The organism is Arthrobacter humicola, assembly GCF_039531445.1.
In the GTDB taxonomy this organism is placed as follows: domain Bacteria; phylum Actinomycetota; class Actinomycetes; order Actinomycetales; family Micrococcaceae; genus Arthrobacter; species Arthrobacter humicola.
The window spans coordinates 23,248-47,041 of the sequence record NZ_BAAAQB010000038.1; the positions used below are offsets into that span (position 1 = coordinate 23,248).

The 23,794-nt window shown below is 69.3% G+C and carries 22 protein-coding genes and 1 riboswitch; of the genes, 15 read left to right on the forward strand and 7 right to left on the reverse strand.

Annotation, left to right across the window (positions count from 1 at the left end):
- Both ABD243_RS14820 and ABD243_RS14825 read right to left on the reverse strand, forming a co-directional pair.
- Positions 1–1,767, reverse strand: coding sequence for a DEAD/DEAH box helicase (locus ABD243_RS14820; RefSeq protein WP_344367201.1), 1,767 nt, complete (start codon positions 1,765–1,767; stop codon positions 1–3).
- Positions 1,768–2,070: 303 nt separating this feature from the next.
- On the reverse strand, positions 2,071–3,567 hold the full coding sequence (locus ABD243_RS14825) for an RNB domain-containing ribonuclease (RefSeq protein WP_344367203.1): 1,497 nt from the start codon (positions 3,565–3,567) through the stop codon (positions 2,071–2,073).
- Between the two features lie 41 nt (positions 3,568–3,608).
- Between ABD243_RS14825 and ABD243_RS14830 the strand changes: the two genes are divergently transcribed.
- The gene (locus ABD243_RS14830) at positions 3,609–4,280 is read left to right on the forward strand and encodes a ferritin-like fold-containing protein (RefSeq protein ID WP_344367205.1); all 672 of its coding nucleotides are present in this window, start codon (positions 3,609–3,611) and stop codon (positions 4,278–4,280) included.
- 36 nt (positions 4,281–4,316) lie between these two features.
- On the opposite strand, the gene thiE is transcribed toward ABD243_RS14830, so the two are convergent.
- Positions 4,317–5,024 (reverse strand): thiamine phosphate synthase, encoded by a 708-nt coding sequence (thiE, locus tag ABD243_RS14835; RefSeq protein ID WP_344367206.1) that lies wholly within the window; start codon positions 5,022–5,024, stop codon positions 4,317–4,319.
- A gap of 26 nt (positions 5,025–5,050) precedes the next feature.
- A riboswitch (TPP riboswitch) is annotated at positions 5,051–5,171 on the forward strand.
- On the opposite strand from thiE, the gene thiO reads away from it, so the two are divergent.
- From thiO to ABD243_RS14850, 3 genes are all read left to right on the forward strand, one after another.
- Positions 5,165–6,526 carry a glycine oxidase ThiO gene (thiO, locus tag ABD243_RS14840; protein ID WP_344367208.1) on the forward strand — a complete coding sequence of 454 codons (1,362 nt, stop codon included), beginning with the start codon at positions 5,165–5,167 and terminating at the stop codon, positions 6,524–6,526. It overlaps the preceding riboswitch by 7 nt.
- A complete protein-coding gene (gene thiS / locus ABD243_RS14845) occupies positions 6,523–6,759 on the forward strand; it encodes a sulfur carrier protein ThiS (RefSeq protein ID WP_116767347.1) in 237 nt (78 codons plus the stop codon). The genes thiO and thiS overlap by 4 nt, the downstream gene beginning before the upstream one ends.
- A gap of 5 nt (positions 6,760–6,764) precedes the next feature.
- Complete coding sequence (locus ABD243_RS14850) at positions 6,765–7,589, forward strand: thiazole synthase (RefSeq protein WP_116767348.1); 825 nt, start codon at positions 6,765–6,767, stop codon at positions 7,587–7,589.
- A 681-nt stretch (positions 7,590–8,270) separates the two neighbouring features.
- Here ABD243_RS14850 and ABD243_RS14855 read toward each other — a convergent pair.
- The 3 genes from ABD243_RS14855 to ABD243_RS14865 form a co-directional block, all read right to left on the reverse strand.
- Positions 8,271–8,573, reverse strand: a complete 303-nt coding sequence (locus ABD243_RS14855; protein WP_344367210.1) for a cytochrome c-type biogenesis protein — start codon at positions 8,571–8,573, stop codon at positions 8,271–8,273.
- A gap of 58 nt (positions 8,574–8,631) precedes the next feature.
- On the reverse strand, positions 8,632–8,856 hold the full coding sequence (locus tag ABD243_RS14860) for a DUF3107 domain-containing protein (RefSeq protein WP_091249068.1): 225 nt from the start codon (positions 8,854–8,856) through the stop codon (positions 8,632–8,634).
- Between the two features lie 61 nt (positions 8,857–8,917).
- Positions 8,918–9,637 carry a TetR/AcrR family transcriptional regulator gene (locus tag ABD243_RS14865; RefSeq protein WP_425547217.1) on the reverse strand — a complete coding sequence of 240 codons (720 nt, stop codon included), beginning with the start codon at positions 9,635–9,637 and terminating at the stop codon, positions 8,918–8,920.
- An 81-nt stretch (positions 9,638–9,718) separates the two neighbouring features.
- On the opposite strand from ABD243_RS14865, the gene moeB reads away from it, so the two are divergent.
- Together moeB and ABD243_RS14875 are read left to right on the forward strand one after the other, a co-directional pair.
- The gene (moeB, locus tag ABD243_RS14870; protein ID WP_344367213.1) at positions 9,719–10,942 is read left to right on the forward strand and encodes a molybdopterin-synthase adenylyltransferase MoeB; all 1,224 of its coding nucleotides are present in this window, start codon (positions 9,719–9,721) and stop codon (positions 10,940–10,942) included.
- 98 nt (positions 10,943–11,040) lie between these two features.
- Positions 11,041–12,063, forward strand: a complete 1,023-nt coding sequence (locus tag ABD243_RS14875) for an SDR family NAD(P)-dependent oxidoreductase (RefSeq protein ID WP_344367215.1) — start codon at positions 11,041–11,043, stop codon at positions 12,061–12,063.
- Between the two features lie 158 nt (positions 12,064–12,221).
- On the opposite strand, the gene ABD243_RS14880 is transcribed toward ABD243_RS14875, so the two are convergent.
- Positions 12,222–13,595 carry a glutamyl-tRNA reductase gene (locus ABD243_RS14880; protein WP_344367217.1) on the reverse strand — a complete coding sequence of 458 codons (1,374 nt, stop codon included), beginning with the start codon at positions 13,593–13,595 and terminating at the stop codon, positions 12,222–12,224.
- 302 nt (positions 13,596–13,897) lie between these two features.
- Between ABD243_RS14880 and hemE the strand changes: the two genes are divergently transcribed.
- The 9 genes from hemE to ABD243_RS14925 all read left to right on the forward strand — a co-directional run bounded on the left by hemE (position 13,898) and on the right by ABD243_RS14925 (position 23,770).
- Positions 13,898–14,935, forward strand: coding sequence for a uroporphyrinogen decarboxylase (hemE, locus tag ABD243_RS14885; RefSeq protein WP_344367389.1), 1,038 nt, complete (start codon positions 13,898–13,900; stop codon positions 14,933–14,935).
- Positions 14,936–14,939: 4 nt separating this feature from the next.
- Complete coding sequence (gene hemG / locus ABD243_RS14890) at positions 14,940–16,481, forward strand: protoporphyrinogen oxidase (RefSeq protein WP_344367219.1); 1,542 nt, start codon at positions 14,940–14,942, stop codon at positions 16,479–16,481.
- Between the two features lie 417 nt (positions 16,482–16,898).
- Complete coding sequence (locus ABD243_RS14895) at positions 16,899–17,585, forward strand: hypothetical protein (protein ID WP_344367221.1); 687 nt, start codon at positions 16,899–16,901, stop codon at positions 17,583–17,585.
- Between the two features lie 121 nt (positions 17,586–17,706).
- A complete protein-coding gene (gene hemQ / locus ABD243_RS14900; RefSeq protein WP_344367223.1) occupies positions 17,707–18,453 on the forward strand; it encodes a hydrogen peroxide-dependent heme synthase in 747 nt (248 codons plus the stop codon).
- The gene (locus ABD243_RS14905) at positions 18,450–19,736 is read left to right on the forward strand and encodes a ferrochelatase (protein ID WP_344367224.1); all 1,287 of its coding nucleotides are present in this window, start codon (positions 18,450–18,452) and stop codon (positions 19,734–19,736) included. The genes hemQ and ABD243_RS14905 overlap by 4 nt, the downstream gene beginning before the upstream one ends.
- Positions 19,733–20,731: a hydroxymethylbilane synthase gene (gene hemC, locus ABD243_RS14910; RefSeq protein ID WP_116767359.1), complete on the forward strand. Its 999-nt coding sequence runs from the start codon at positions 19,733–19,735 to the stop codon at positions 20,729–20,731. The genes ABD243_RS14905 and hemC overlap by 4 nt, the downstream gene beginning before the upstream one ends.
- A 38-nt stretch (positions 20,732–20,769) precedes the next feature.
- Positions 20,770–21,687, forward strand: a complete 918-nt coding sequence (locus ABD243_RS14915) for a uroporphyrinogen-III synthase (RefSeq protein WP_344367226.1) — start codon at positions 20,770–20,772, stop codon at positions 21,685–21,687.
- Positions 21,684–22,667, forward strand: coding sequence for a porphobilinogen synthase (gene hemB / locus ABD243_RS14920; RefSeq protein ID WP_344367228.1), 984 nt, complete (start codon positions 21,684–21,686; stop codon positions 22,665–22,667). The genes ABD243_RS14915 and hemB overlap by 4 nt, the downstream gene beginning before the upstream one ends.
- Complete coding sequence (locus ABD243_RS14925) at positions 22,664–23,770, forward strand: LLM class flavin-dependent oxidoreductase (protein ID WP_344367231.1); 1,107 nt, start codon at positions 22,664–22,666, stop codon at positions 23,768–23,770. The genes hemB and ABD243_RS14925 overlap by 4 nt, the downstream gene beginning before the upstream one ends.
- Positions 23,771–23,794: the final 24 nt, after the last annotated feature.

Genomic DNA, 23,794 nt, shown 5'->3' on the forward strand with positions numbered 1-23,794 from the left:
TTAGGCCTCGGCGCCGCTCGGCTGTGCGTCGCCGCCGGCCACGACTTCACCGTTGCGGCGGCGCGTACGGGTGCGGCGACGCGCACGGGTTGCACGGTCCACCTCGGTCGGGGCCTTCGCCGGCGCGGCGCCGGCAGCAGCCTCGGGGCCCTGCCCGCCGGCAGTGGAAACGGTAGCGGCTTCGGCGTCGGCGGGACGACGACGGCGGTCGCCGGAGCGTCCGCCTGCCTCGGCGCCGCTGCGGCGGGTGTCCCGGCTGCCGGTGCGGCTGCCTTCGCGGGCGCCGTCACGGCTGGCGGTGCGGTTACCTTCGCGGGCGCCGGTGCGGCTGCCCTCACGGGTGCCGTCCCTTCCGCTGTCCTTTGCGCTGCTGCGGGTGTTCTTCTTGCCGGTCTCGCCGAGGTCCTCGAGAACCTCCGCGTCGACGCCGGCCAGCACGCGCTTGTCGCGGGGCAGGCGGCCCTTGGTGCCCTCGGGGATGTCGAGTTCCTCGAACAGGTGCGGCGAGGAGGAGTAGGTTTCCACGGGCTCGGGGAAGTTCAGGCCCAGGGCCTTGTTGATGAGCCCCCAGCGCGGCATGTCATCCCAGTCGACAAAGGTCACAGCGGTGCCCTTGTTGCCGGCGCGGCCGGTGCGGCCGACGCGGTGCAGGTAGATCTTCTCGTCCTCGACGCACTGGTAGTTGATCACGTGCGTGACGTCGTCGACGTCGATGCCGCGGGCGGCGACGTCGGTGGCCACGAGGACGTCCACCTTGTTGTTACGGAAGGCGCGCAGCGCCTGTTCGCGGGCGCCCTGGCCGAGGTCGCCGTGGATCGCGGCAGCCGCGAAACCGCGGTCCACGAGTTCCTCGGCCACCTTGGCAGCGGTGCGCTTGGTCTTGGTGAAGATGATGGTGCGGCCGCGTCCGCGGGCCTGCAGGATCCGGGCAACAACTTCGACCTTGTCCATGCTGTGGGCACGGTAGATCAGCTGGCGGATGTCGCGCTTGGTCAGGCCTTCGTCGTCCGGGTCCGCGGCGCGGATGTGGGTCGGCTGGGTCATGTAGCGGCGGGCCATGGCGATGACCGGGCCGGGCATCGTGGCCGAGAACAGGAGCGTCTGGCGGACCGCGGGGGTACCGGCGATCAGGGTTTCGACGTCCGGCAAGAACCCGAGGTCCAGCATTTCGTCGGCCTCGTCGAGGATGACGATCTTGACGTTCTTCAGGCTCAGGTGCTTCTGCTTGTAGAGGTCGATCAGGCGGCCGGGGGTGCCGACGACGATCTCGACGCCGTTCTGCAGGGCATCGACCTGCGGCTCGTAGGCGCGGCCGCCGTAGATGGTGGCGATACGGGCGTTGCGCTTCTTGGCCGCGTTCTCGAGGTCCTTGGCTACCTGGACGGCGAGTTCGCGGGTGGGCACGATCACGAGGGCCTGCGGGGCGCCGGGCACGGCCAGCTTGTCGAAGCCGGCGTCGTCGCGGCCAACGACGCGCTGCAGCGCCGGGATGCCGAAGCCGAGGGTCTTGCCCGTGCCGGTCTTGGCCTGGCCGATGATGTCGTGTCCGGCCAGGGCGACCGGCAGCGTCATTGCCTGGATCGGGAAGGGGTGGGTGATGCCGGCGTCGGCCAAGGACTCCACGATGTCCGCGCGGACGTTGTAATCGGCGAACGTCTTTTCGGCAATCTCGTGCGGCTTTTCGTCCGAAATGATGGTTTCTTCGGGCTCGATGGTCTCCGTGCCCGACTCATCGGTCAGAAGCTGGTGCGTGTGCAATTCACTCACAGGTGAGTTTCCTTATTCATTTTGGGCTGCGCTGCTTGCTCAACGGGGCCGGCCGTGGCCGTTCCGGAGCACGCTCAGGCGCGCAAGCAATTCCAGTGGAAGCCGATCGCGGGCTATCTAAATGCTGGCACTGGGGACCAGCGGGTGTATCTCAAGATCGCGTAGGGGCGGGCTTGTTGAATTCGAAAATCATGGAAATCAACGACCGGGCATCCATATCTACCTCTCCAGTCTAGCTGTACGAGACCCGGATCCTCGACTGGAGGCGCGATCGCGCCGCAGAGGGGCCCCGGCGGCGGTCCGTCAGCCGACCAGCTCCAGCCGGATTTCGCGTGTGGCGATGTCCGAGGACACCACCCGGACCCGGACCTGGGTGCCCGGTTCGAGCTCGCCGGGGCACCTTGCGGTCACCGCGGGCTCGGCGATCTGCACGATTCCGGACGGGCCGTTCCCGTTACCGTTGGACTTGCCGCCGTTCCCGTTGGTGCCGCTGCCGCTGGCGCTCTTTGCCGGTCTGGAGCCGGAGATCACGACGGCGTCGAACTCCTGGCCGACGTGGTTGACGAGCAGCGCTGCTTCCACGGTGTCCAGTGCGAGCCGCTCCAGTCGTGCGGCCAGCTGGTCCGAGGTGGCCATGATGGCCGGGAGGGACGGCAGGGCTTCCCGGGCCCAGGACGGAACCTCGGTGCCGTTGCTCAGGGCCTCGCAGATCACCAGCACGAAACGGTCGATCAGCCGCCGCAACGGCGCGGTGGAGTGGGCGTAGGCCGCGCCGATGGCGGACTGCACGGCGGCCTGCGGCACTGTGCCGTCGAAGGGCGTGTAGCCGGCCCCGCGGAAGAGCATGCCGGCCGAGTGCACGATGGCCAGCTGCCGGGGATCCGTGGGGTCGAGGGTCCGCAGGTACTCGCCGTAGGGCGTTTCGCCGTCCCAGGGCTTGCCGAGAGCGTGCGTCTGGCGGTGGAAGTGCCGCAGCGACGCCTCGTCCGGGGCTGGCATGGTGCGCAGGATGCCGACCTTGCCCTGGAGCATCAGCCCGGCCGCCGCCATCCCGGTCATGAGGGAAATCTGGGCGTTCCAGTCCTCCACCGGAAGCGGCGGGGCCGCCACGATCCGGTAGCCGCCGTCGGGCAGTTGTTGGATCTCCTGTTCCGGCATGTTCAGGCTCGCGCCGCCGCGGAGGCGTTCCAGCTCCACGCGCTTGATGCCCACCTCCTTCAGCAGCTGCAGCAGGGGCGTTGCGGTGCCGGCGTCGAGCTCGGCCTGGACACCCTTGTAGCTGAGCTTCGCGCGGCTGCGGACCTGGGCCCGGCGCACCAGCACCGAGGTCACCTCCGCCGCGGCGTCGAGTTCGAACTCCCAGACGAATGCCGCGCACAGCTGCCCGGCGAGCAGGCTACCGGCAGCCTCGCTGATGACCTCCGGATGCAGCGGGATCCGCCCGTCCGGGGTGTAGAAGGTCTGGCCGCGGCGGCGGGTCTCGGCGTCGAGCGCCCCGCCCGGCGCGACGAAGGACGGGACATCGGCGATGGCGTAAAGCACGTTGTAGCCCTCGCCGTTGCGCTCGATAAACAGCGCCTGGTCGAGGTCGGTGGAGGACGCCGGATCGATCGTCACGAACTCGACATGGGTGAAGTCCAGGTCCGGCAGCTTGTGCTCGGCCACCGCCGCCTGCGCGTCGCGCAGCACGTCCTCGGGGAACGGACCGGGCAGTTCCAGCGTGGTGCGCAACGCCTTGAGAGCCCCGGCAAGCTGGTTCTGCTGCTCGTGGATACTCGGGGTCAGGCGATGATGGGACACGAAAATCAGGTTAGCCCGATTTCCGCTATTAGTCTTGGATTATGAGCCCAATCCCGGACGATCCTGCCCGCTACAACAGCTTCCTCACGGATCTGCTGGGAGTGATGGCGTACGGGGAGCTTTCGGCCTTCGAACGGCTGTCCTCGGACGCCCGCTATTCACCCACGCTGCATGACCGTGCGGTGCTGGGCAGGATCGCGGTGGTCGAGTTCCAGCACTACGAACTCGTCCGGGCCAGGCTCGAGGCCATGGGCCTGGACACGGAGGCCGCCATGCTGCCGTTCCAGCCGTCCGTGGACCACTTCCATGAGCGCACACGCCCGGCGGACTGGTACGAATCCCTCATGAAGGCCTACGTGATCGACACCGTCTCCGCGGACTTCTACCGTGCCGTCGCCAGGCACGTCGACGCCGCGACGGGGGAACTGATCGAGCAGATCCAGTCCGCCGAGGAGGCCACGGCCGTGCTGCAGGAGCGGCTCAAGGCGGCCCTGGCCGATGACCCCCGGCTGGCGTCGCGCCTGGCGCTGTGGGCCAGGCGCCTGCTGGGCGAGGCACTGACCCAGGCCCAGCGGGTCAGTCTCGAACACGCCTTCCTCGGCGGGCTCTCAGGCCTGGACGACGCCGGCGCCAGGGAACTGGTCAGGGCGCTGACGGCCGAACTCGCCACAAACCACTCGCGCCGGATGGCCGCGCTGGGACTGGCGGGGTAGCTCCGCCGCCGGGGCGGAAACCCGAACGGAACCTGTTCAGGAATCGGCGGCATCCAGCGCCGCCAGCAGTGCGCCGGCTGCGTGGGCCGGATCATCGGCGTCGGTGATTGCCCGGACCACGACGATCCGGCGGGCACCGGCGTCGACTACCTGCTCAACATTGCCGAGGTCGATGCCGCCGATCGCGAACCACGGCAACAAGCTTTCGACCCGGCCGTCGACCGTGCCGGTTCCCTCCCCATCCGCCCGGCCGGTCGCCTCGGCGGCGTAACGCACCAGGTCGAGGCCGACGGCGGCGCGTCCAGGCTTGGTGGGAGTGGCCCACACGGGTCCCACACAGAAGTAGTCGAGTCCCTTGCGGCCGGGGGAGGACGCAATGGCAGCGTCCACCTGCTCCGGGCTGTGGGTGGACAATCCGACTATGGTTTTCTTGCCGAGGAGGCCGCGGGCGGCGTCGAGCGAAATATCCTTCTGCCCGATGTGGAACACCGGAGCCCCGGACAAAGAGGCGATGTCCGCCCGGTCATTGACGGCCCAGAGCCGTCCGTGCCGCTGCGCTGCGGTGTGCAGGACCTCCAGGAGCTCCAGTTCCTCGGCCGCCTCAAGCGACTTGTCGCGCAGCTGGATGATGTCCACCCCGCCGGCGAATGCGGCGTCCACAAAGTCCTCGAAGTCGCCGCGGTCCTGCCGGGCGTCGGTGCACAAGTAGAGGCGGGCGGTGGTGTGGAGGGAGTCCTGGCTCATGACACCAGCCTAGTTCCTCTAAACTGGGCGCATACCGCGGGAGCCCGCAGCGGCCACGTCATCGCTGCACGGCTGAGAGGGCGTCAGAGCCGACCGCTTGACCTGATCCGGCTAGTACCGGCGTAGGGAAGGAATTTTTTATGGGCACAAGAACCAGCCGTGAAGCCGAAGCCGCAGATGACGCCGCCTACCGGGTTTGTGACACGGGCCCCGGTTCCGCAGAGGACCTCACCGCACAGGACACATCCGCACAGGACGTCGCTGTTGACGTTGCGGTGATCGGCGGCGGGGTGATCGGCCACGGCATCGCGTTCGAGGCCAGCCGTGCGGGCCGGTCCGTGGTGTTGATCGATGACGCGCCCGGCAGCGGGGCCAGCTGGGCCGCCGCCGGAATGCTGGCCCCCGTCAGCGAACTGCACTATCAGGAAGAACAGCTCCTGGAACTGATGCTCGAGTCCTCCCGGCTGTGGCCCGCCTTCGTGGCCGGGATCGATGCCGGTGCCGGGATCGACGCCGATGCCAGTGCCGCCAGCGGCCCGGGATCCCGGGCAGGGTCCAGTACCGGCTACCTGACGACGCCGACCCTCGCCGTCGGTGCCGACGCGGCGGACCGGCGCGCGCTCGCGGACCTGAGGGAAGTCCAGCAGGACTCCGGCCTCACCGTGGAGCCCCTGACCGTGCGCGAGGCCCGCAGCCGGGAACCTTTGCTCAGCCCCGGTATCTCGTGCGCATTCGATATCCCGGCCGACCACCAGGTGGACCCCCGCATGCTGATTGCCCGGCTTACCAGGCTGCTCGACGCGGAGGGCCGCTGCAGATTCGTCCGTCGGCGCGCGGCGGGGCTGCTGTGGGAGGACGGACGCGTCGCCGGTGTCCGGCTCGCGGGCGGCGGTTCCGTGCGGGCCGCGGAAACCGTGGTCGCCAACGGGCTCGGCGCCCCCGACCTTGACGGGCTGCCCGCTGGACTGAAACTCCCGCTGCGGCCGGTCTACGGCGACATCCTTCGGCTTCGCGTGCCCGCGCACCTGCAACCACTGCTTACGGCCACCGTGCGTGGCATGGTGCGCGGGGTGCCGGTGTATATCGTCCCGCGGCAGGACGGCACTGTGGTGATCGGCGCCACCCAGCGCGAAGACGGCCCGTCGGATCCGCACGCTGTTTCCGCCGGCGGCGTCTACCAGCTGCTCCGAGACGCTCAGCAGCTGGTGCCCGCTGTAGCCGAGCTGGAACTACTCGAAGCCACGGCGCGCGGCCGCCCCGGCACACCGGACAACGCCCCGATGCTGGGGCGCGTCTCGCGCCCGGAAGGCGGGGACGTCCCGGGCCTCATCATCGCCACGGGATTCTTCCGGCACGGTGTCCTGCTGACCCCGGCAGCCGCCGTCGTCTGTCGTCAACTCATGGACGGTATGCCGGACCCGCGCTGGGCCGGGTTCCGCCCCGACCGTTTCTCCCGCACCCCGGATGCGTCCGGGGACAGCCCCAACAAGGAAGCAGCATGAACATCAGACTGAACGGAACGGAGCAGAGCGTCGCCGACGGCGCCTCCGTCAGCACACTCGTCAGCCAGCTCACGGGCCGGAGCATCGGCCCCGACGGCCGGGCTGCCGACGGGCAGAAGCTCGGTGTCGCGGTGGCCCGCAACGCCGAAGTGGTGCCCCGCAGCCAGTGGCACGCCACCGCGCTCGCCGACGGCGACGACGTCGAACTTGTTACGGCAGTCCAGGGAGGATGACCAGCATGAACGAAACGACTCTTGCAGGATCGCCGGCCCGGCCGGCTGCCGGGGCCCTCGCCGATCCGTTCGTGGTGGACGGCGTGACGCTCGGATCCCGGCTTATCATGGGCACCGGCGGTGCGCCGAGCCTGGACGGGCTGGGCGCGGCGCTTTTGGCTTCCGGGACGGAACTGACCACCGTGGCGATGCGCCGCTATTCACCGGCGGAAACGGGATCGCTGTTCCAGCTGCTCGTGGACCACAACATCCGAGTGCTGCCGAACACAGCCGGTTGCTTCACCGCCAAGGACGCCGTACTCACCGCCGAACTGGCCCGCGAGGCCCTGGAGACGGACTGGGTCAAGCTCGAAGTCATTGCCGACGAGCACACCCTGCTGCCGGACGCGGTCGAGCTCGTGGACGCAACTGAGCAGCTGGTGGCCCGCGGCTTCAAGGTCTTCGCGTACACCAACGATGACCCCGTGCTGGCCCTGCGGCTCGAAAACCTCGGGGCGACGGCGGTGATGCCGCTGGGTGCCCCGATCGGCACCGGCCTGGGCATCCTGAACCCGCACAACATCGAGCTGATCGTCTCGCGGGCGTCCGTGCCCGTGGTGCTCGATGCCGGAATCGGCACGGCCTCGGACGCGGCCTTGGCGATGGAACTTGGCTGCGACGCCGTGCTGCTGGCCACGGCCGTGACCCGTGCCCAGAATCCCGCGCTCATGGGGGAGGCCTTCAAACACGCCGTCATCGCCGGAAGACTGGCGAAAGCGGCCGGCAGGATCCCGCGGCGCGAGCACGCACTGGCGTCCTCCGCGATGGAAGGCCGGGCCGAGTTCCTGTAACGTCTGCGTTCCTCTGAAAGGCCGGTGAGGCTGGCAGGTCTGACCTGGTTCCGCCAGCAGGACCGCTTCATCACAGATCCTCATCACCAGGCGGAACCGGGCCGCGTCGGCCGCCGCCGGGCCCATGGACCGCAGCAACGCCAGCGCCGATTCCACCGCGCCGCCGGCACCATGGCCTGCAGCGCCGTACACGGCAGCGTTCGCGGCGCGGCCCAAAGTACCGTTCCCGGCATGGTCTGCGCCACCGATGTGTGATGCTTCAGACTCCCCGGCCTCGCCGGCCGGGCGGGAACGCCCCGAGGGCATGACCGGGCCGGCCCACGGGGCCAACTCCGGGATGAACGCTCCAACGGCTTTCATGTCTCAACGATCCCAGAGGGGTCCGACAAAAAAGACCGAACCGGTGCGGCCGCGACGCGACGCCGCATCCGGCTGCCGCCCCGGCAGGCAACGGCGGCACGATGCCGGGCAATGTAACTCCGCGTACGACAAGAGTGGACTTCATCAAGGCGGGCGGCCTGCCGGAGCCGCCGGTGCTCAACGAAACGTGACCACGCACCCTGCTGGGCGCGTGGTCACGGAGGTGCAGGTAAACCGGCTGAGCCTGTCCAACGAGGGCGGACGAGGGCCCGCCCTGACGAGAAAATGGGCCCCGTCCTGCTGGCTCCCGGCCAGGACCCGCTAAAGCTTCAGGATGGCGGTGAGACGCTCGGTGTCGTGCCGGGCCCGGGTCCTGCCGAGGTACACCACGGCCGCGATGGAGGCTGCGGCACCCAGGATCAGCGGCAGGATCCACGGAATCCAGGTCAGGCCCGGCTGGTAGCCGAACCCGGCCGCCATGAAGATGATCCAGCTCAGCATGCCGACGAAGGCGGCCACTCCGGCCGGCACACTGATGCCGTACTTCGTGTGCCGCTTGTCGTTGGCCCACACCACAAAGCCCACAGCAACGGTGACCATGGCGACCACAATCAGGGAAAGCATTCAGGACCCCTCGGGCTAAGAAAACGACAGTGAAGGAAACCGCAGTGAAGAACGGGGGCTAGAGGGCGCCGAAACCGACGCGGCGGGCCTCTTCTGCGCCGATTTCCACGTAACCCAGCACATTGGCGGGGACGATGACGAGGCGGCCCTTGTCGTCCGTCAGCCGCAGCTCGCTGCCCTTGGCGATCGCGTCGCCCACCACCTTGGCGACGGCGTCGGCGTCTTGGGCCGATTCGAGCACAATTTCGCGGCCAATGTTCTGAATACCAATCTTTACTTCCACAGCGGGGCCTCCCAGCCAGTCAAAGTCGAATAAATGTCTAAGGTCAATCTCTAGTTGTAGTCTAGGTCTCTTTGGGGAAGCGGGAGATTCCGCGCCAAGCTAAACGGTAGATGAGGTCGCTGGCCACATCGAGGTCCAGGTTTCCGTCGGTTTCCAGCCAGTACCGGGCACTCACATGGGCCATTCCGGCGAGTCCGCGGCCCAGGAGCTGGGCCTCGAGCTCCGGCAGCTTGGTGTCCTCCGCGATCACGCGGGCGACGGCGTCGGCAAAAGTCTTGTTGAACGTTTCCAAACGTGCGCTGACGTCGGGATCGTTGATCAGGTCCGATTCGAAGACGAGCCGGTGTGCCTGGTCGTCGTTGGCGATGAATCGGAAGTAGGCGCGCATGACCGCCTGGACGCGCTCGTCGTTGTCGCTGGTGGAATTCAGGGCGCCCAGCAGGAGATCGATCAGCTTGCTGAGATGGCTGTCCAGCAGGGCCAGGTAGAGGTCCCGCTTGGACGGGAAGTGCTGGTACAGGACAGGCTTGCTGACGTGGGCGGTCTCGGCGATCTCATCCATGGCGGCACCGTGGTAACCGTTCGCCACGAAGACTTCCTGCGCCGCCGCCAGCAACTGCGCCCGGCGTTCGTCACGGGGGAGACGTGCCGAGCGCTGTCCGCTCCGCGTCTGCCCGGCCGGCGGCTTGCCGGTCTCGTCCCGCTCCACCGGTGCCTGATGAACCACTGTCGGCCTTCTTTCCCTCTTCACCCAATAACGCGCAAGTACACTCAGCTGCATTGCACTGAACTACATTGCACTGAACTACACTTTACGCGCGGGTAATATGACCTGGTGGTATCTTCGGGCATAGATTGAAGTATGGCTTCCAAGTTCACCGCCACCGGCGCCCCCGCAACCCTCCAGACGCAGCTGGATACGCAGCCTGGACCGCTGGTTGACCCGGCAATCGATCTCAGCCCGGACGAGGTGGAACGCTACTCGCGGCACCTGATCATTCCGGAAATCGGCGCAATCGGGCAGCGCCGGCTCAAGAACGCGAAAGTCCTGGTGATTGGAGCCGGCGGCCTCGGTTCTCCGGCCCTCCTCTACCTCGCCGCCGCCGGGGTCGGCACCCTCGGCATCGTCGATGACGACGACGTCGACCTCAGCAACCTCCAGCGGCAGATCATCCACGGCGTCGCGGACGTGGGCCGGCCCAAGATCGAGTCCGCCCGTGATGCCATCGCGGCCCTAAACCCGCTAGTGGACGTCCGGCTCCACAACGTCCGCCTCGACGCATCCAACGCCCTGGAGCTCTTCGCCGGCTACGACCTCATCCTCGACGGCGCTGACAACTTCGCCACCCGCTACCTCGTGAACGATGCCGCCGCCATCCTCGGCAAGCCCTACGTCTGGGGGTCGATCTTCCGCTTCGACGGCCAGGTCAGCGTCTTCTGGCAACAGTACGGGCCCACCTACCGGGACCTCTACCCGGAGGCGCCGCCGGCCGGCTCCGTGCCGTCCTGTGGGGAAGGCGGAGTGTTCGGCATGCTGTGCGCCGCCGTCGGAGCGCTCATGGTGACCGAGGCCGTCAAGCTGATCACCGGCGTCGGGCGGTCCCTGCTAGGCAGGCTGGCGCTCTATGACGCGCTGGGCGGCACCTGGCGCGAGATCAAGGTGGCCCGGGACCCCGAAGCCGAGCGCATCACGGAACTTACCGATTACGAGGCGTTCTGCGGGATCACCCCCACGGCGGATGCGGGCACCGAACACACCGTGACGGCGACCCAGCTCGCCACGATGCTGGCCTCGCGCAAAGCCGGCCTCAAGGACTTCCACCTAGTGGACGTGCGGGAGAGCGGGGAGTACGAGATCGTCCGCATCGACGGCTCGGTGCTGATCCCGCAGGGCCGCATCCTGGCCGGCGAAGCCTGGCAGGACCTGCCCCAGGACGTGGAAATCGTCTTCCACTGCAAGGCCGGAACACGTTCCGCGGCCGTCCTGGCCGCGGCCCGCGCGGCCGGGTACGAGCGCGTCAGCCACCTCGAGGGCGGCATCCTCGCCTGGGTGCGGGACGTGGAACCCGGGAAACCGGTGTACTGAGGCTTCCGGCCCTCAGGTGCCGCGGCCTTCGGGCCGTCCATCCACGGCACCTGACAAGCACCGTCCGTCGAACGGCACCTCCAGCGAAAGGCTTGGTCATGAGCGAGGAAAACACCCTGACACCCCAGCAGAAGATCGGCTCCCGCTTCGGCCGGGATTCGACGGCGGCCGAGGTCATTAGCGGAATCGACCTGACCGGGAAGACCGCGATTGTCACGGGCGGCTATTCCGGGCTCGGCCTGGAGACCGTGCGGGCCCTGGCGTCGGCCGGCGCCACCGTTGTGGTGCCGGCCCGACGGCCGGAGCACGCCCGCGACGTCCTCGCTGCGGCCGGGCTGACGCCGGGAACCCGCGGAGGCGATGTCAGCGTGGCCGAGCTGGACCTTGCCGACCAGGCCAGCGTGAAGGAGTTCGCCGCCGGCTTCCTGACCGGCGCGGAACCCGGTACCCGGCGCAGCCTGGACATCCTCATCAACAACGCGGCCATCATGGCAAGTCCGGAGCACCGGGCGGGGCCCGGCTGGGAGTCCCAGTTCGCCACAAACCACTTGGGTCACTATGCCCTCACCAACCTGCTGTGGCCCGCGCTCACCGCGGCGGAGGGTGCCCGCGTGGTCTCGTTGTCCTCCACCGGGCACAAGCTCTCGGGGATCCGTTTCGATGACATCAACTTCGACGCCGGCTACGACAAATGGCGGGCGTACGGCCAGGCCAAGACGGCCAACGCGCTCTTCGCCGTCCAGCTCGACGCCCTGGGCCGGGACTTTGGCGTGCGGGCCTTCGCCGTGCATCCCGGCGGCATCATGACGGAACTGCAGCGGCACCTGCCGCGCGAGGAAATGATCGCCGCCGGCTGGATGGATGAGAACGGCAACGTCGACGCCCGGTTCAAGACCCCCGCGCAAGGCGCGGCCACCTCGGTCTGGGCCGCAACGTCACCGGCCCTTGAGGGCATGGGCGGCGTCTACTGCGAGGACTGCGACATTGCCGAACCCACCGTGCCGGGCTCGCCGGAGGCGAGGATCAGGGGCGTGGATGCCCATGCCGTGGACCGGGAGGCTGCCGCACAGCTGTGGCAAGTGTCGGCCGACATGACCGGCATTAACGCGTTCGCCGGGTAAGCCGCCTAAGGGATATGAGCCGTGGTGGCGCCGTCGGAAGCAACTAGCCCTACTGGCAACTAGCCAACGGGCAACAACGAGCGTCGCCATCACGAGCCAGCGCCGCGGGGCAATACGCGGGGCAATAACCGAGGGGCAGGAATGAGGGCCGCGGGCAGTTACGCGGTTTCGCGGATGTCGCCGGCGGCGGGGCCGTGCTCCGCGTGGCTGTGCTCCACAGGGCAGTCGGCCTCGGAGGCTGCAGAACCCGGGACCGTCGCAGCGGTCGTCGCGGTGGAGGGCTCCACCGTAATCCCGTACAGCGCCTCAAGACCGGCAACGTAGGCGTCCTGCTGTCCGTTGGCGGCGAGTTCGCGGGCCCGGACGGTGGGGACATGCAGCAATTGCTTCACCATGCGGCGCAGGGCGAACTCGACTTCCTCGGCGGCGGCGGTGCAGCCGTGCCGGGCGCGGACCTTTTCCATTTCCGCATCCAGGACGTTCATCGTGTGGCGCCGCAACGCGACGATCGCCGAGTCCACGGAGCGTGCCTCGCGCTCCTGCTCGAAGGCGCTGGCCGCACCGGACACAATGCTGCTGGCCTGCGCGAGCGACTCGGCCTGTTCCTGGGGCGCGGCGAGCCGGACGGATTCCAGCGTGAGGAGTTCGACGCCGTCGAGCTCGCCGACCGCGGGGTCGAAGTCGTGCGTCAGGGCGAGGTCGATCGCGATGAGCGGCTGGGCCGAGCCCGACCGGATCCGGGCGAGGTCGTCCGCTTCGACCCGGCTGTCCGAGCCGCTGCAGCCGATCATGACGTCGGCAGCGGCGACGGCAGCCGGAAGGGTGTCCTCATCCAAGGCGGCGCCGCCCCGGGTGGCGACGAAACCGGGCGCACGGCCGGAGGAGGAGTAGACCGAGACATCGGTGCAGCCGCGTTCGCGCAACAGTGACATGGTGGCCCCGGCGTAGGCGCCGGTCCCGAACACGACGGCCTTCTTGGCGGACCAGTCCGGGTTTTCCGACAGGTCGGTGGCAAGATCCAGTGCTACGGAGACGATGGAGAGGCCGCGGGAACCAAGCGCCGTCTGGGCGCCGACGTCCTTGGCGGTCTTGGACGCCGCCTGGAAGAGCCGCACCAGTCCGGAGCTGGCTGTGCCTTCATGCTGGGCCGTGATCAAGGCGCGGCGGACCTGGCCGGCGATTTCGCGTTCGCCCACCACGGCGGAGTCCAGTCCGGAGCTCACCGCGAAGAGATGCTGGCTGACTTCGGCACCCGTGCGGGTGCTGAAGGCGCGGGAGACCAGCTGGTCGTTGAGTCCGCTGGCTCCGCTGATCTGGGTGATGAGGGCAGCCCGGGCCGCGTCGACGGCGTCCGGATGCGGGGCTTCCCCGTAGATTTCGAAGCGGTTGCAGGTGGCAAGGACAACGGCACCCGCCACGGCCGGCGATCCGGCGAGGGCGGATGTGGCAAGCCCGGAAGCGCCGGTGCTCAACTGAGCAACGGTTTCGAGGTCGATGTCGGCGTGTGTAGCCACCAATGAGAAAAGAACCACAGCACGACCATCATAGCTTTTTCGCGTCCGTGTAGAACAACTATCCTGGCGTGGGGTCCGGCACCCAAGGCTGTGATCCCCGCCACGCCGCGGCCCTCGTGGCCAGTGTGACAGCCCGCGTGACAGGCTGTCGTTATCTTTTGGGCGCAAATTTGGGCACAATCGAAGTCATGACTCCAAGCGCTGCGGCACATGCCGGCACGACAAAATTTAGTACGTCCGATCATGGCGCAGCCGATGACGCCGCCGCAGTAGACGGCGCAGTGGCCGGCGCCGGCGGCCTAGACGCCGGACACCCGCTGATGGACGGCCGCACCGCGGACTCACCGCTAATCACCGCCTACCGCGGCGGCAAGCCTTCCCGCCGTCCCGTCTGGTTCATGCGTCAGGCGGGCCGCTCGCTGCCCGAGTACCTCAAGGTCCGCGAGGGCGTCGCCATGCTGGACTCGTGCCTGCGCCCGGAACTGGCTTCCGAGATCACCCTGCAGCCGGTCCGCCGTCACGACGTCGATGCCGCCATCTTTTTCTCCGACATCGTCATTCCGCTCAAGCTGGCCGGCGTCGGCGTGGACATCGTGCCCGGCGTCGGTCCTGTCCTGGACGTGCCGGTGCGCACGGCGGCGGACGTCGCCGCCCTGCCGCAGCTGACGTGGGAGGCCCTGGAACCCATTCGTGAAGCCGTCCGGCTGACCGTGGCCGAGCTCGGCAGCACTCCGCTGATCGGCTTCGCCGGCGCACCCTTCACGCTCGCCGCGTACATGGTGGAAGGCAAGCCTTCCCGCGACCACCTCGGCCCGCGCACCATGATGCACGCCGACCCGGAAACCTGGACGGCATTGGCCAACTGGGCCGCCGACGCCTCCGGCATGTTCCTTCGGGCGCAATTGGAAGCCGGAGCCTCCGCCGCGCAGCTCTTCGACTCCTGGGCCGGTTCGCTGGGGTTGGCCGACTACCAGCGCTACGTGGCCCCGGCGTCGTCCCGGGCTCTGGACCACGTCCGGGACCTCGGCGCACCGCTCATCCACTTCGGCACCGGCACCTCGGAACTGCTCGTCGCCATGCGCGACGTCGGCGTCGACGTCGTGGGGGTCGACTACCGGCTGCCGCTGGACGAGGCCAACCGCCGCCTCGGCGGGACCGTTCCGCTGCAGGGCAACATCGATCCCGCACTCCTCTCCGCGCCCTGGGAGATCCTGGAAGCGCACGTCCGCGACGTGATCGCAGCCGGCTCCGCAGCGCCCGGCCACGTGTTGAACCTTGGCCACGGCGTGCCTCCGGAGACGGATCCCGAGGTGCTGACGCACGTCGTCGAACTCATCCACTCCATTTCACCGGAGTAGGAACATGGACGCAGGCGCCGCCGTAACGTCCGCGGCGGGTACCGCCGCAGAGGGCACCTCCCGTGACGGGACCGCCGTCGTGGTCGGGGGAGGGATCTCCGGCTTGCTTGCGGCCAGGGAGTTCGCCCGGGCGGGCCTCCGCACCACAGTCCTGGAAGCCAGCGACGCTTGGGGTGGCTGCGTCGGCAGCCATGCTGTGGCGGGGCTGACCCTGGACAGCGGGGCGGAGTCCTTCGCTACCCGCACGGCCGCGGTGGCCGATCTCGCCGCCGAGCTTGGGATTGCCGGCGACATCGTCGCACCGAACCCCGGCGGTGCCTGGGTGCAACTGCCCGACGGCCCGCGGGAACTGCCCAAGACCGGGGTGTTGGGCATCCCGGCCAGCCCATGGGACCCGGAAGTCCGCCGGTCCCTGGGACTGCTGGGCTCCCTCCGCGCCTCCATGGACGCCGTGCTGCCTGCCTCGCTTGGCACCGCCGACGAGGCCACCAGTGTGTCAGCCCTGGTCCGCGCGCGAATGGGCAGGCGCGTGCTGGACAGACTCGTTGCACCGGTGGTCGGCGGCGTCCACTCGGCCGATCCCGCCGTGCTCGACGTCGACATGGTGGCCCCCGGGCTGCGGGCCGGTATCCGCCGGCACGGTTCCCTCGCCGCCGCCGTCGCGGCCCAACGCAGGGGAGGAGCCAAGTCGAGCGCCGGCGCAGCCGCGCCGGGGACGGGCAGCTCCGCCGGGCTCCAGAAAGCCGGCGCCGCCGTCGCCGGCCTGCGAGGCGGGATGCACACCCTGGTGACCGCCCTGCTGGCCGACCTGCGCCGGCGCGGCGTCACCCTGCTCAGCGCCACCCCGGCCCGGTCCGTTCGGCGCACAGCGGGCGGCTGGCGGGTCACCACGGATCAGGACACGTACGACGCCGGGTTGCTCGTGGTTGCGGTCGAAGGCCCCGCCGCCGCCGGGCTGCTTGAAGAATCCCTGCCGGAGCTTGCGGGCCTCCGCCCCGAAGCCGGACCCGATGTCAGCCTGGTCACCCTCGTGGTGGATCTCCCGGCGCTCGACGCGGCGCCACGCGGTACGGGAGTGCTCGTGGCCCCGCAGAGTCCCGGGGTACAGGCCAAAGCGTTGACGCACGGCACCGCCAAATGGGCTTGGCTGGCGGACCGGACCGGACCGGGCAGGCACGTGCTCCGGCTCTCCTACGGGCGGGGAGTTGCGCCCGTCGGGACCACGGAATACGGCAGCCCGGGAGCGGCTGTGCCGCGCTCGGAACCGCCGCGCTCAGACCAGGAACTGTTCCGCGCAGCCCTGGCCGACGCCTCGGCCCTGCTGTCGGTCCCGGTCACCGCCGGGGACGTGGTGGGCTGGGACGTGGTCCGCTGGGCCGGTGCGTTGCCGTTTGCGTCCCTCGGCCACAAACAGCGTGTCGCCGCCGTCCGGAGCGTCTGTGCCGCGGACGGTACCCTCGCCGTCGTGGGGGGATGGCTGTCCGGCAACGGGCTGGCCGCGATCGTGGCCGACACCCCCCGGCAGGTTCGCACCCTCCTGGCCTAAAGGGTGCCGCCCGACCACTGTTTCCATACACGCTGATGCCCCAAACGCCGCTGTCGAACCGTCGCCTGCAGCCACTTCGGGGACCCACTCCGGAGTCCCTGACGCCCCCTCAGCCGCAGGAGTCACAGCGGCCCCAAATGCACCTTGAACCTCTCCAACCTCCTGGGTTACTAGCCGGTATTCCGCGGAATTCCGCCGGTTTTTCCTCGCGGTTGATTCCGGCTAGGCTCGATGACCATGGTTATTTTCAGGTCCAACGTGTCAACAACGACGACCCGGCGCCATAGGAGCCTTCGACGCGGCGCAGCAGCAGCCGCGCTCGGGGCGGTACTGGCTGTTTCCGCAGGAGTTCCTGCTTCGAATGCTGCCACCGGTTTATCCGCAGCGGCGTCCACCCCGCCGTCGACCCAGGGTTCCTTGACCCTCGGCCTGGGTGACGTGCTGGACAGCCTGCTCGGCTCCTCGCCGACGCGGAGTCCGTCGCCCACACCGAGCCCCTCGCCGTCCTCCGGCCCGGACGAAATGGCCGAGCCGACGCAACCGCCGTCCCGCAGCAGCAGTCCGGAACCCACGATCCCCGAGTCCGGCAGCCCGGAGCCCAGCAACCCCGGGTCCACGGCTCCCGGCACCAGCGCGCCGCCATCCGGCACCCCGTCGGCCAACGTGGCCCCGCCCTCCGCGCCGCAAAACCCCGGCACGCCGGTCACGGCGCCGGGAGCGCCGGCCGCGGACGGGGCCGCAGCCGGATCGGTCCCCATCACTGGATCCGTGCCCGGCCAGCCGTCCGCAGGTGGCAACGCTGGCAGCGCTGCCGTCCCTGCCGCCGGGACCGGGCCAGGAACTGCCGGGCAAGCCGGAAGCGGCGCTGGCACGCCGGCGCCGGCATCGAATACTGCAACGCCCCGGCCCTCCTCCACCGGTTCGAACGCGGCCGGTTCGAAAACAGCACCGGCCACAGCCGCGGGCCACTCCGGCAGCACGTCGCTGCAGGCCACGTCCGCTGTGGAACCGGCCGGACCGTCCCCGCTGATCGGCTGGGGCATCGGCCTGGTGGCGCTGTCAGTCGGCGCCGGCGTCATCGCTGTCCGGATGCGCAGGACCTGACGGCATCCCGGCGGCCCGGATTCCAGGGCAGTCGCCCCCGGCTTGTGAAATAAAGCACTTCTACGCGTTGTAGAAGTGCTTTTTTTCGACTTAGCTGGAGAGAGGAGGCAGACTGGTAACCATGAGCCACACTTCTGCCGAATCTGTCACTAAAACCGGAATGCCCGTCCCCGGAGAATCAGTCGCCGGGGCCTCGGCGCCCGACGATTCAACCGAGCAGTTCTTCACCCTCTGGACCGTTTTCAAGCGGTCCGCGGACACCGCCCGCGACGCGGATGCTGCCCTGGACTTCGAGTCCCTGCTGGCACGCCTCGCTGACGCCGGCGTGGTCCACCGCGGCAGCTACGACGTTTCCGCCATGCGCGCGGACGCGGACATCATGATCTGGCTCCACGGGCCCAAGCCCGAGGCCCTGCAGCGGGCCGTCCGGGACATCCGCCGCAGCAAGCTCTTCACCGGGACCGAGATCGCCTGGTCCGCCATGGGCGTCCACCGCGAGGCGGAGTTCGCCAAGAACCACACGCCCGCCTTCTCCCGCGGCGTCGAACCGGCAGAGTGGCTGTGCGTCTACCCGTTCGTCCGCTCCTACGAGTGGTACCTCCTGCCGGATGCCGAGCGCGGCGCGATGCTTCGCGACCACGGCCTCCTGGGCCGCGACTTCCCGCAGGTCATCTCCAACACCGTCTCCTCCTTCGCCCTGGGCGACTGGGAATGGATCCTCGGTCTGGAAGCTCCGGAACTCGTGGACCTCGTCGACCTGATGCGCCACCTGCGCGCCACCGAGGCGCGTCACCATGTGCGCGAGGAAATCCCCTTCTACACCGGCCGGCGCGTCAGCGCCGCCGAGATCGCCGAGGTCCTTGCATGAGCCCGCTGGATCCCCAGGAGACCGCCACGGCGGTGACCGCCGTGAACCCCGTCACCGAGGCAGGCCGGATGGCTCCCAAGGAGTACGACGCCGTCCTCCTCGCCTCCTTCGGCGGCCCGGAAGGCCAGGAGGACGTCATCCCGTTCCTCCGCAATGTCACCCGTGGCCGCGGCATCCCGGACGAGCGGCTCGAAGCGGTCTCGCACCACTACCGCGCCAACGGCGGCATCAGCCCCATCAACCAGCAGAACCGCGCCCTCAAGGCCGCCATGGAGGCCGAACTTGCCACCCGCGGCATCGAACTGCCGGTCTTCTGGGGCAACCGCAACTGGGATCCCTACATCCCGCAGACGCTCCAGGAGATGTACGACGCCGGGCACCGCAAGGTCCTTATGGTCACCACGAGCGCCTACTCCTGCTACTCCAGCTGCCGCCAGTACCGCGAGGACATTGGCATGGCCCTGACCGAAACCGGGCTGGACGGAAAACTCGAAGTGGACAAGGTGCGGCAGTACTTTGACCACCCCGGCTTCGTCGAGCCGTTCATCGAGGGCACCGCCGCCGGCCTGGCCGACGTCCGCGCACAGCTCACCGCGGCCGGCACCCCCGACGCCCCGGTGCACATCCTGTTCGCCACCCACTCCATCCCTACCCGCGACGCCGAAGCCGCCGGCCGCTCCGAGGGCGAGCCCCGCCACTTCGAGGAAGACTCCGCCTACGTGGCCCAGCACCTCGCCACTGGAACCGAGGTCATCCGCCGCGTCGAGGCCGAAACCGGCCTGACCGCACCGTGGTCCCTCGTCTACCAGTCCCGCTCCGGCGCCCCGCACGTCCCGTGGCTCGAACCCGACATCAACGACGCCATCGAGGAGCTCGCCGGCCAGGGCGTCAAGGGCGTCGTGATCGTGCCGCTGGGCTTCGTCAGCGACCACATGGAGGTTGTCTGGGACCTGGACACCGAGGCACTGGAGACCTGCGGCAAGCTGGGCCTGGCGGCCACCCGCGTCCCCACCCCCGGGACGCACCGGAAGTTCGTCGGCGGGATCGTGGACCTGATCTGCGAACGGACCGCGGCGAACAACATCGCGGACCGGCCCCACCTGACCAAACTCGGCCCCTGGTACGACGTCTGCCGGCCCGGCTGCTGCGCCAACTTCCGCGGCGAAAAGCCCACCATCGCGGGCGCTGACACCAGCATCGGCACGGGCCACGATCCCTACCCCGCCGCAACGCCCGCAGCCGCGGATATGGCGACCCCGGCGGCTGGTCAGGCAACGCCGTGACCGTCCGGATCGGAACCCGCGCCAGCAAACTGGCCCTCACCCAGACGCAGCAGACCGCGGACCAGTTGGCCGCCGTCGGCGGGTTCGCCGTGGAGCTTGTCCACATCCGGACCGACGGTGATGTCCTCACCGGATCGCTGTCCCAGATGGGCGGAACCGGCGTGTTTGTGGCGGCCCTGCGCGACGCCCTGCTGCAGAACGCATGCGACGTCGCCGTGCACTCGCTCAAGGACCTGCCCACCGGGCCGGCGCTTGGCCTGACGCTCGCGGCGACGCCGAAACGCGTCGACGTCCGCGATGTGCTCTGCGCCCGCGACGGGCTCAAGCTCGCGGACCTGCCCGCCGGCGCCAGCGTGGGCACCGGTTCCCCGCGACGCGCAGCCCAGCTGCGCGCCGCCCGTCCGGACCTGGACATCCGGGACATCCGCGGCAACGTCGACACCCGGCTCGGACGCGTCCCCGGCTTGCCGGGCAACACGACCGACGCCATGGTGGACGGCAAGTCCTGCGACCTCGACGCCGTCGTCCTCGCCGCAGCCGGGCTGCACCGGATCGGGCGGCTGGACACGGTCAGCGAATACCTCGAGACGGACATTATGCTGCCGGCCGCCGGGCAGGGATCCCTCGCGATCGAATGCCGCACGGCCGACGCGCCCCGCAAGGCCGGGTCCACCGAAGGGTCCCAGGGCGTCCTCGCCCAGGCCCTCGCAGCCCTCGACGATCACGACACCCGGCTCGCCGTCACCGCCGAGCGGGCGCTCCTGGCCCGCCTTGAGGCAGGCTGTGCCGCACCGGTGGGCGCCTACGCCTACCGCAAGGGAAGCATGCTGCACCTCGAAGCCGTGGTCTGCGCCGTCGACGGCACCGCCACCGTCCGGGACCGGAAGGCCACCGACGGATTGACCGAGGTGGGGGCCACCCTGCTCGGGATCGAACTGGCGGAAGTCCTGCTGGCCCGCGGCGCCGCCGACATCGCGGACCTGACCGCATCCTGAACCGGGGGATCCAGCGCATTATGGGACGGGACCGCATCATGGGACGGGACAATGCCCTGAATGAGGGCAGCAGCGGGCCGGCCACCCACGACCAGGGGGCCCTCGCGGGAGCCCGGATCCTGATCGCCCGCAGCCCGGACCGCGCCGGCGAGCTGGTCGCGGCCCTGCGCCGCCTGGGCGCCGAGCCGGTGCTGCTGCCCCTGATCGACTTCGAGGTGGCACGCGACCAGCACTCCCTCGACGTCGCCTTCGATGCCTTGGGCGCCGGCGCCTACAACTGGCTCGTCATCAGCAGCGCGACCACCGTCCAGGTGCTGGAGGCCAAGGCCGCGGAGCGTGGCTCCACCTTGGGCGCCTGGCTGCCCGGGCACGTCCAGGTGGCCACGATCGGCCCCGCGACGCGGCAGATCCTCGAGTCCCGGGGTGTCAGCGTGGACCTCGCACCGACGGCACTGCAGTCGGGCGCCGGCCTGCTCGGCGTCTGGCCCGAAGGCCGCAACAGCGTGTTCCTGCCCCAGGCGGACATCGCCGATTCCAGGCTCCGCCGCGGGTTGGAAGCCCGCGGCGCGTCGGTGCAGGCCGTCACCGCCTACCGGACGGTGGACTACCCGGCCGATCCCGGCCTGAGCCTCCCGGCCTGCCGGCCCCCGCTGGAGGAAGCCGACGCCGGGCCGCCGGCCGAAGTCCTCACGGCCGCCGACGCGAAACGTGAGATCCGGGCCGGACGGCTCGACGCCGTCGTCGCCGCCTCGCCGAGCGCGGCCCGCCGCATCCACACGGACCTCGCCCCGCTCGGCGCGTGCCGGTTCGTTGCGATCGGGCGCTCGACGGCGGGCGAGGCGGCCGGTCTTGGACTCACCGTCGCCGCCGTCGCCGAAGCTCCCACCGCGTCAGGCCTCGTCGCCGCCGTCGTCCGCTCCCAACCATCCCAGCATCCAGCGAAGGACAACACATGAGCTTCCCGACCCACCGGCCCCGCCGGCTTCGCACCACCCCCGCCATGCGGCGCCTGACCGCGGAGCACCGCCTCTCCGCTGCGGAACTGATCCTTCCCGCCTTCATCCGCGAAGGCCTGACCGAGCCCAACCCGATTGCCTCGATGCCCGGCGTGCAGCAGCACACCACCGATTCGCTCAAGCGGGCCGCTGCCGAGGCCGTGCAGCTGGGGGTCGGCGGCATCATGCTGTTCGGTGTCCCCGCTGTCCGGGATGCGCGCGGCACCGCCTCCCTGGACCCCAACGGTGTGCTGAACAAAGCCATCAGGGACGTCCGCGCGGAAGTTGGCGACGAGCTCGTGATCATGAGCGATGTGTGCCTCGACGAATTCACCGACCACGGCCACTGTGGCGTCCTGGACGCCAACGGCTACGTGGACAACGACGCGACCCTGGAAATCTACGGCCAGATGGCCGTCGCACAGGCCGACGCCGGCGCCCACGTCCTGGGCCCGTCCGGCATGATGGACGGCCAGGTCGCCGTCATCCGGCAGGCCCTCGAGGAATCCGGGCACGCCACCACCGCCGTGGTCGCTTACGCCGCTAAGTACGCCTCGGCGTTCTACGGCCCGTTCCGCGAGGCCGTCGACTCGCAGCTGACCGGCGACCGCCGCACATACCAAATGGACGCCGCCAACCGCCGGGAAGCCATCCTCGAGGTGGACCTGGACCTGGCCGAAGGCGCCGACATGGTCATGGTGAAGCCCGCCATGAGCTACCTGGACATCCTCGCCGACGTCGCCGCCATGAGCCCGGTACCGGTGGCCGCCTACCAGATTTCCGGCGAGTACTCGATGATCGAGGCTGCCGCAGCGAACGGCTGGATCGACCGCCGGGCCGCCATCACCGAATCCGTCCTGGGCATCAAGCGCGCGGGCGCCAACATGGTGCTGACCTACTGGGCCAGCGAGCTGGCCGGCTGGCTGAAGGAATCCCGGTGAACACCGCGACTACGCCTGAGCCGGCACCCGGGGAGAACCCCACGGCCCCGGTCGGGCCGGAACGCATCCTCCTTGGCCTGAACACTTTCGGTGACGTCGGCGTGTTCCCCGACGGCCATCCCGTCCCGCACGCCCAGGTCCTGCGGCAGCTCTTGGAACAGGCCGAGCTCGCGGACGAGGTCGGCCTGCACGCCTTCGCCGTGGGGGAACACCACCGCCGCGACTTCGCGGTCTCGGCCCCGGAAGTCTTCCTCGCCGCGGCGGCTGCCCGCACCAAGCACATCCGGCTCGGCTCGGCCGTCACCGTCCTCAGCTCCGATGACCCCATCCGGGTCTTCCAGCGCTTTGCCACGGTGGACGCCATCTCCAGCGGCCGGGCCGAAATCATGCTGGGCCGCGGTTCGTTCATCGAATCCTTCCCGCTGTTCGGCCTGGACCTGGCCGACTACGACATCCTCTTCGAGGAAAAGCTCGAGCTCTTCGACAAGGTCCGGGCGCAGAAGCCGGTCCACTGGGAAGGGCGCACCCGGCCCGCCATCAACGGCCTGAGCGTCTACCCGCCCCTGGAACACCACCTGCTGCCAACCTGGATCGGCGTCGGCGGCACCCCCGAATCCGTGCTGCGCTGCGCAGAATACGGCTACCCGATCATCTTCGCCATCATCGGCGGCCAGCCGCGGTCCTTCGCCCCGCTGGCCGGCCTCTACCGCGAGGCCATGGCCAAATACGGGCACCCGATGCAGCAGATGGCCACGCATTCACCCGGCCACATCGCGGCTACCGACGAGGAAGCACGGGAGGAGTTCTTCCCGCACTGGATCGCGATGCGCAACCGGATTGGCGCGGAGCGGGGCTGGGGCCCAGGCAACCGGGCCGAGTTTGATGCCATGTGCACGCCCGAGGGAGCACTCTACGTGGGGTCTCCGGATACCGTGGCCGCAAAAATCGCGCTGCTGAAGAAGAACCTGGGCGTGGACCGCTTTGACCTCAAATACAGCAACGGCACCCTGCCGCACCCGGCCATGATGCGCTCGATCGAACTGTTTGGCACCGAAGTGGCGCCCCGCGTCACCGCACTGCTGGCCAAGGCCGCAGGAAAATGACTCGGCCGCAGAACTGAAAGAATA

Coding starts and splice junctions, on each gene's coding strand:
- ABD243_RS14830 (WP_344367205.1), top strand. CDS start 3,609: ATGAGCCCAATCCCGGACGATCCTGCCCGCTACAACAGCTTCCTCACG.
- thiE (WP_344367206.1), bottom strand. CDS start 5,024: ATGAGCCAGGACTCCCTCCACACCACCGCCCGCCTCTACTTGTGCACC.
- thiO (WP_344367208.1), top strand. CDS start 5,165: ATGGGCACAAGAACCAGCCGTGAAGCCGAAGCCGCAGATGACGCCGCC.
- thiS (WP_116767347.1), top strand. CDS start 6,523: ATGAACATCAGACTGAACGGAACGGAGCAGAGCGTCGCCGACGGCGCC.
- ABD243_RS14850 (WP_116767348.1), top strand. CDS start 6,765: ATGAACGAAACGACTCTTGCAGGATCGCCGGCCCGGCCGGCTGCCGGG.
- ABD243_RS14855 (WP_344367210.1), bottom strand. CDS start 8,573: ATGCTTTCCCTGATTGTGGTCGCCATGGTCACCGTTGCTGTGGGCTTT.
- ABD243_RS14865 (WP_425547217.1), bottom strand. CDS start 9,637: ATGCAGCTGAGTGTACTTGCGCGTTATTGGGTGAAGAGGGAAAGAAGG.
- moeB (WP_344367213.1), top strand. CDS start 9,719: ATGGCTTCCAAGTTCACCGCCACCGGCGCCCCCGCAACCCTCCAGACG.
- ABD243_RS14875 (WP_344367215.1), top strand. CDS start 11,041: ATGAGCGAGGAAAACACCCTGACACCCCAGCAGAAGATCGGCTCCCGC.
- hemE (WP_344367389.1), top strand. CDS start 13,898: ATGGACGGCCGCACCGCGGACTCACCGCTAATCACCGCCTACCGCGGC.
- hemG (WP_344367219.1), top strand. CDS start 14,940: ATGGACGCAGGCGCCGCCGTAACGTCCGCGGCGGGTACCGCCGCAGAG.
- hemQ (WP_344367223.1), top strand. CDS start 17,707: ATGAGCCACACTTCTGCCGAATCTGTCACTAAAACCGGAATGCCCGTC.
- ABD243_RS14905 (WP_344367224.1), top strand. CDS start 18,450: ATGAGCCCGCTGGATCCCCAGGAGACCGCCACGGCGGTGACCGCCGTG.
- ABD243_RS14915 (WP_344367226.1), top strand. CDS start 20,770: ATGGGACGGGACAATGCCCTGAATGAGGGCAGCAGCGGGCCGGCCACC.
- hemB (WP_344367228.1), top strand. CDS start 21,684: ATGAGCTTCCCGACCCACCGGCCCCGCCGGCTTCGCACCACCCCCGCC.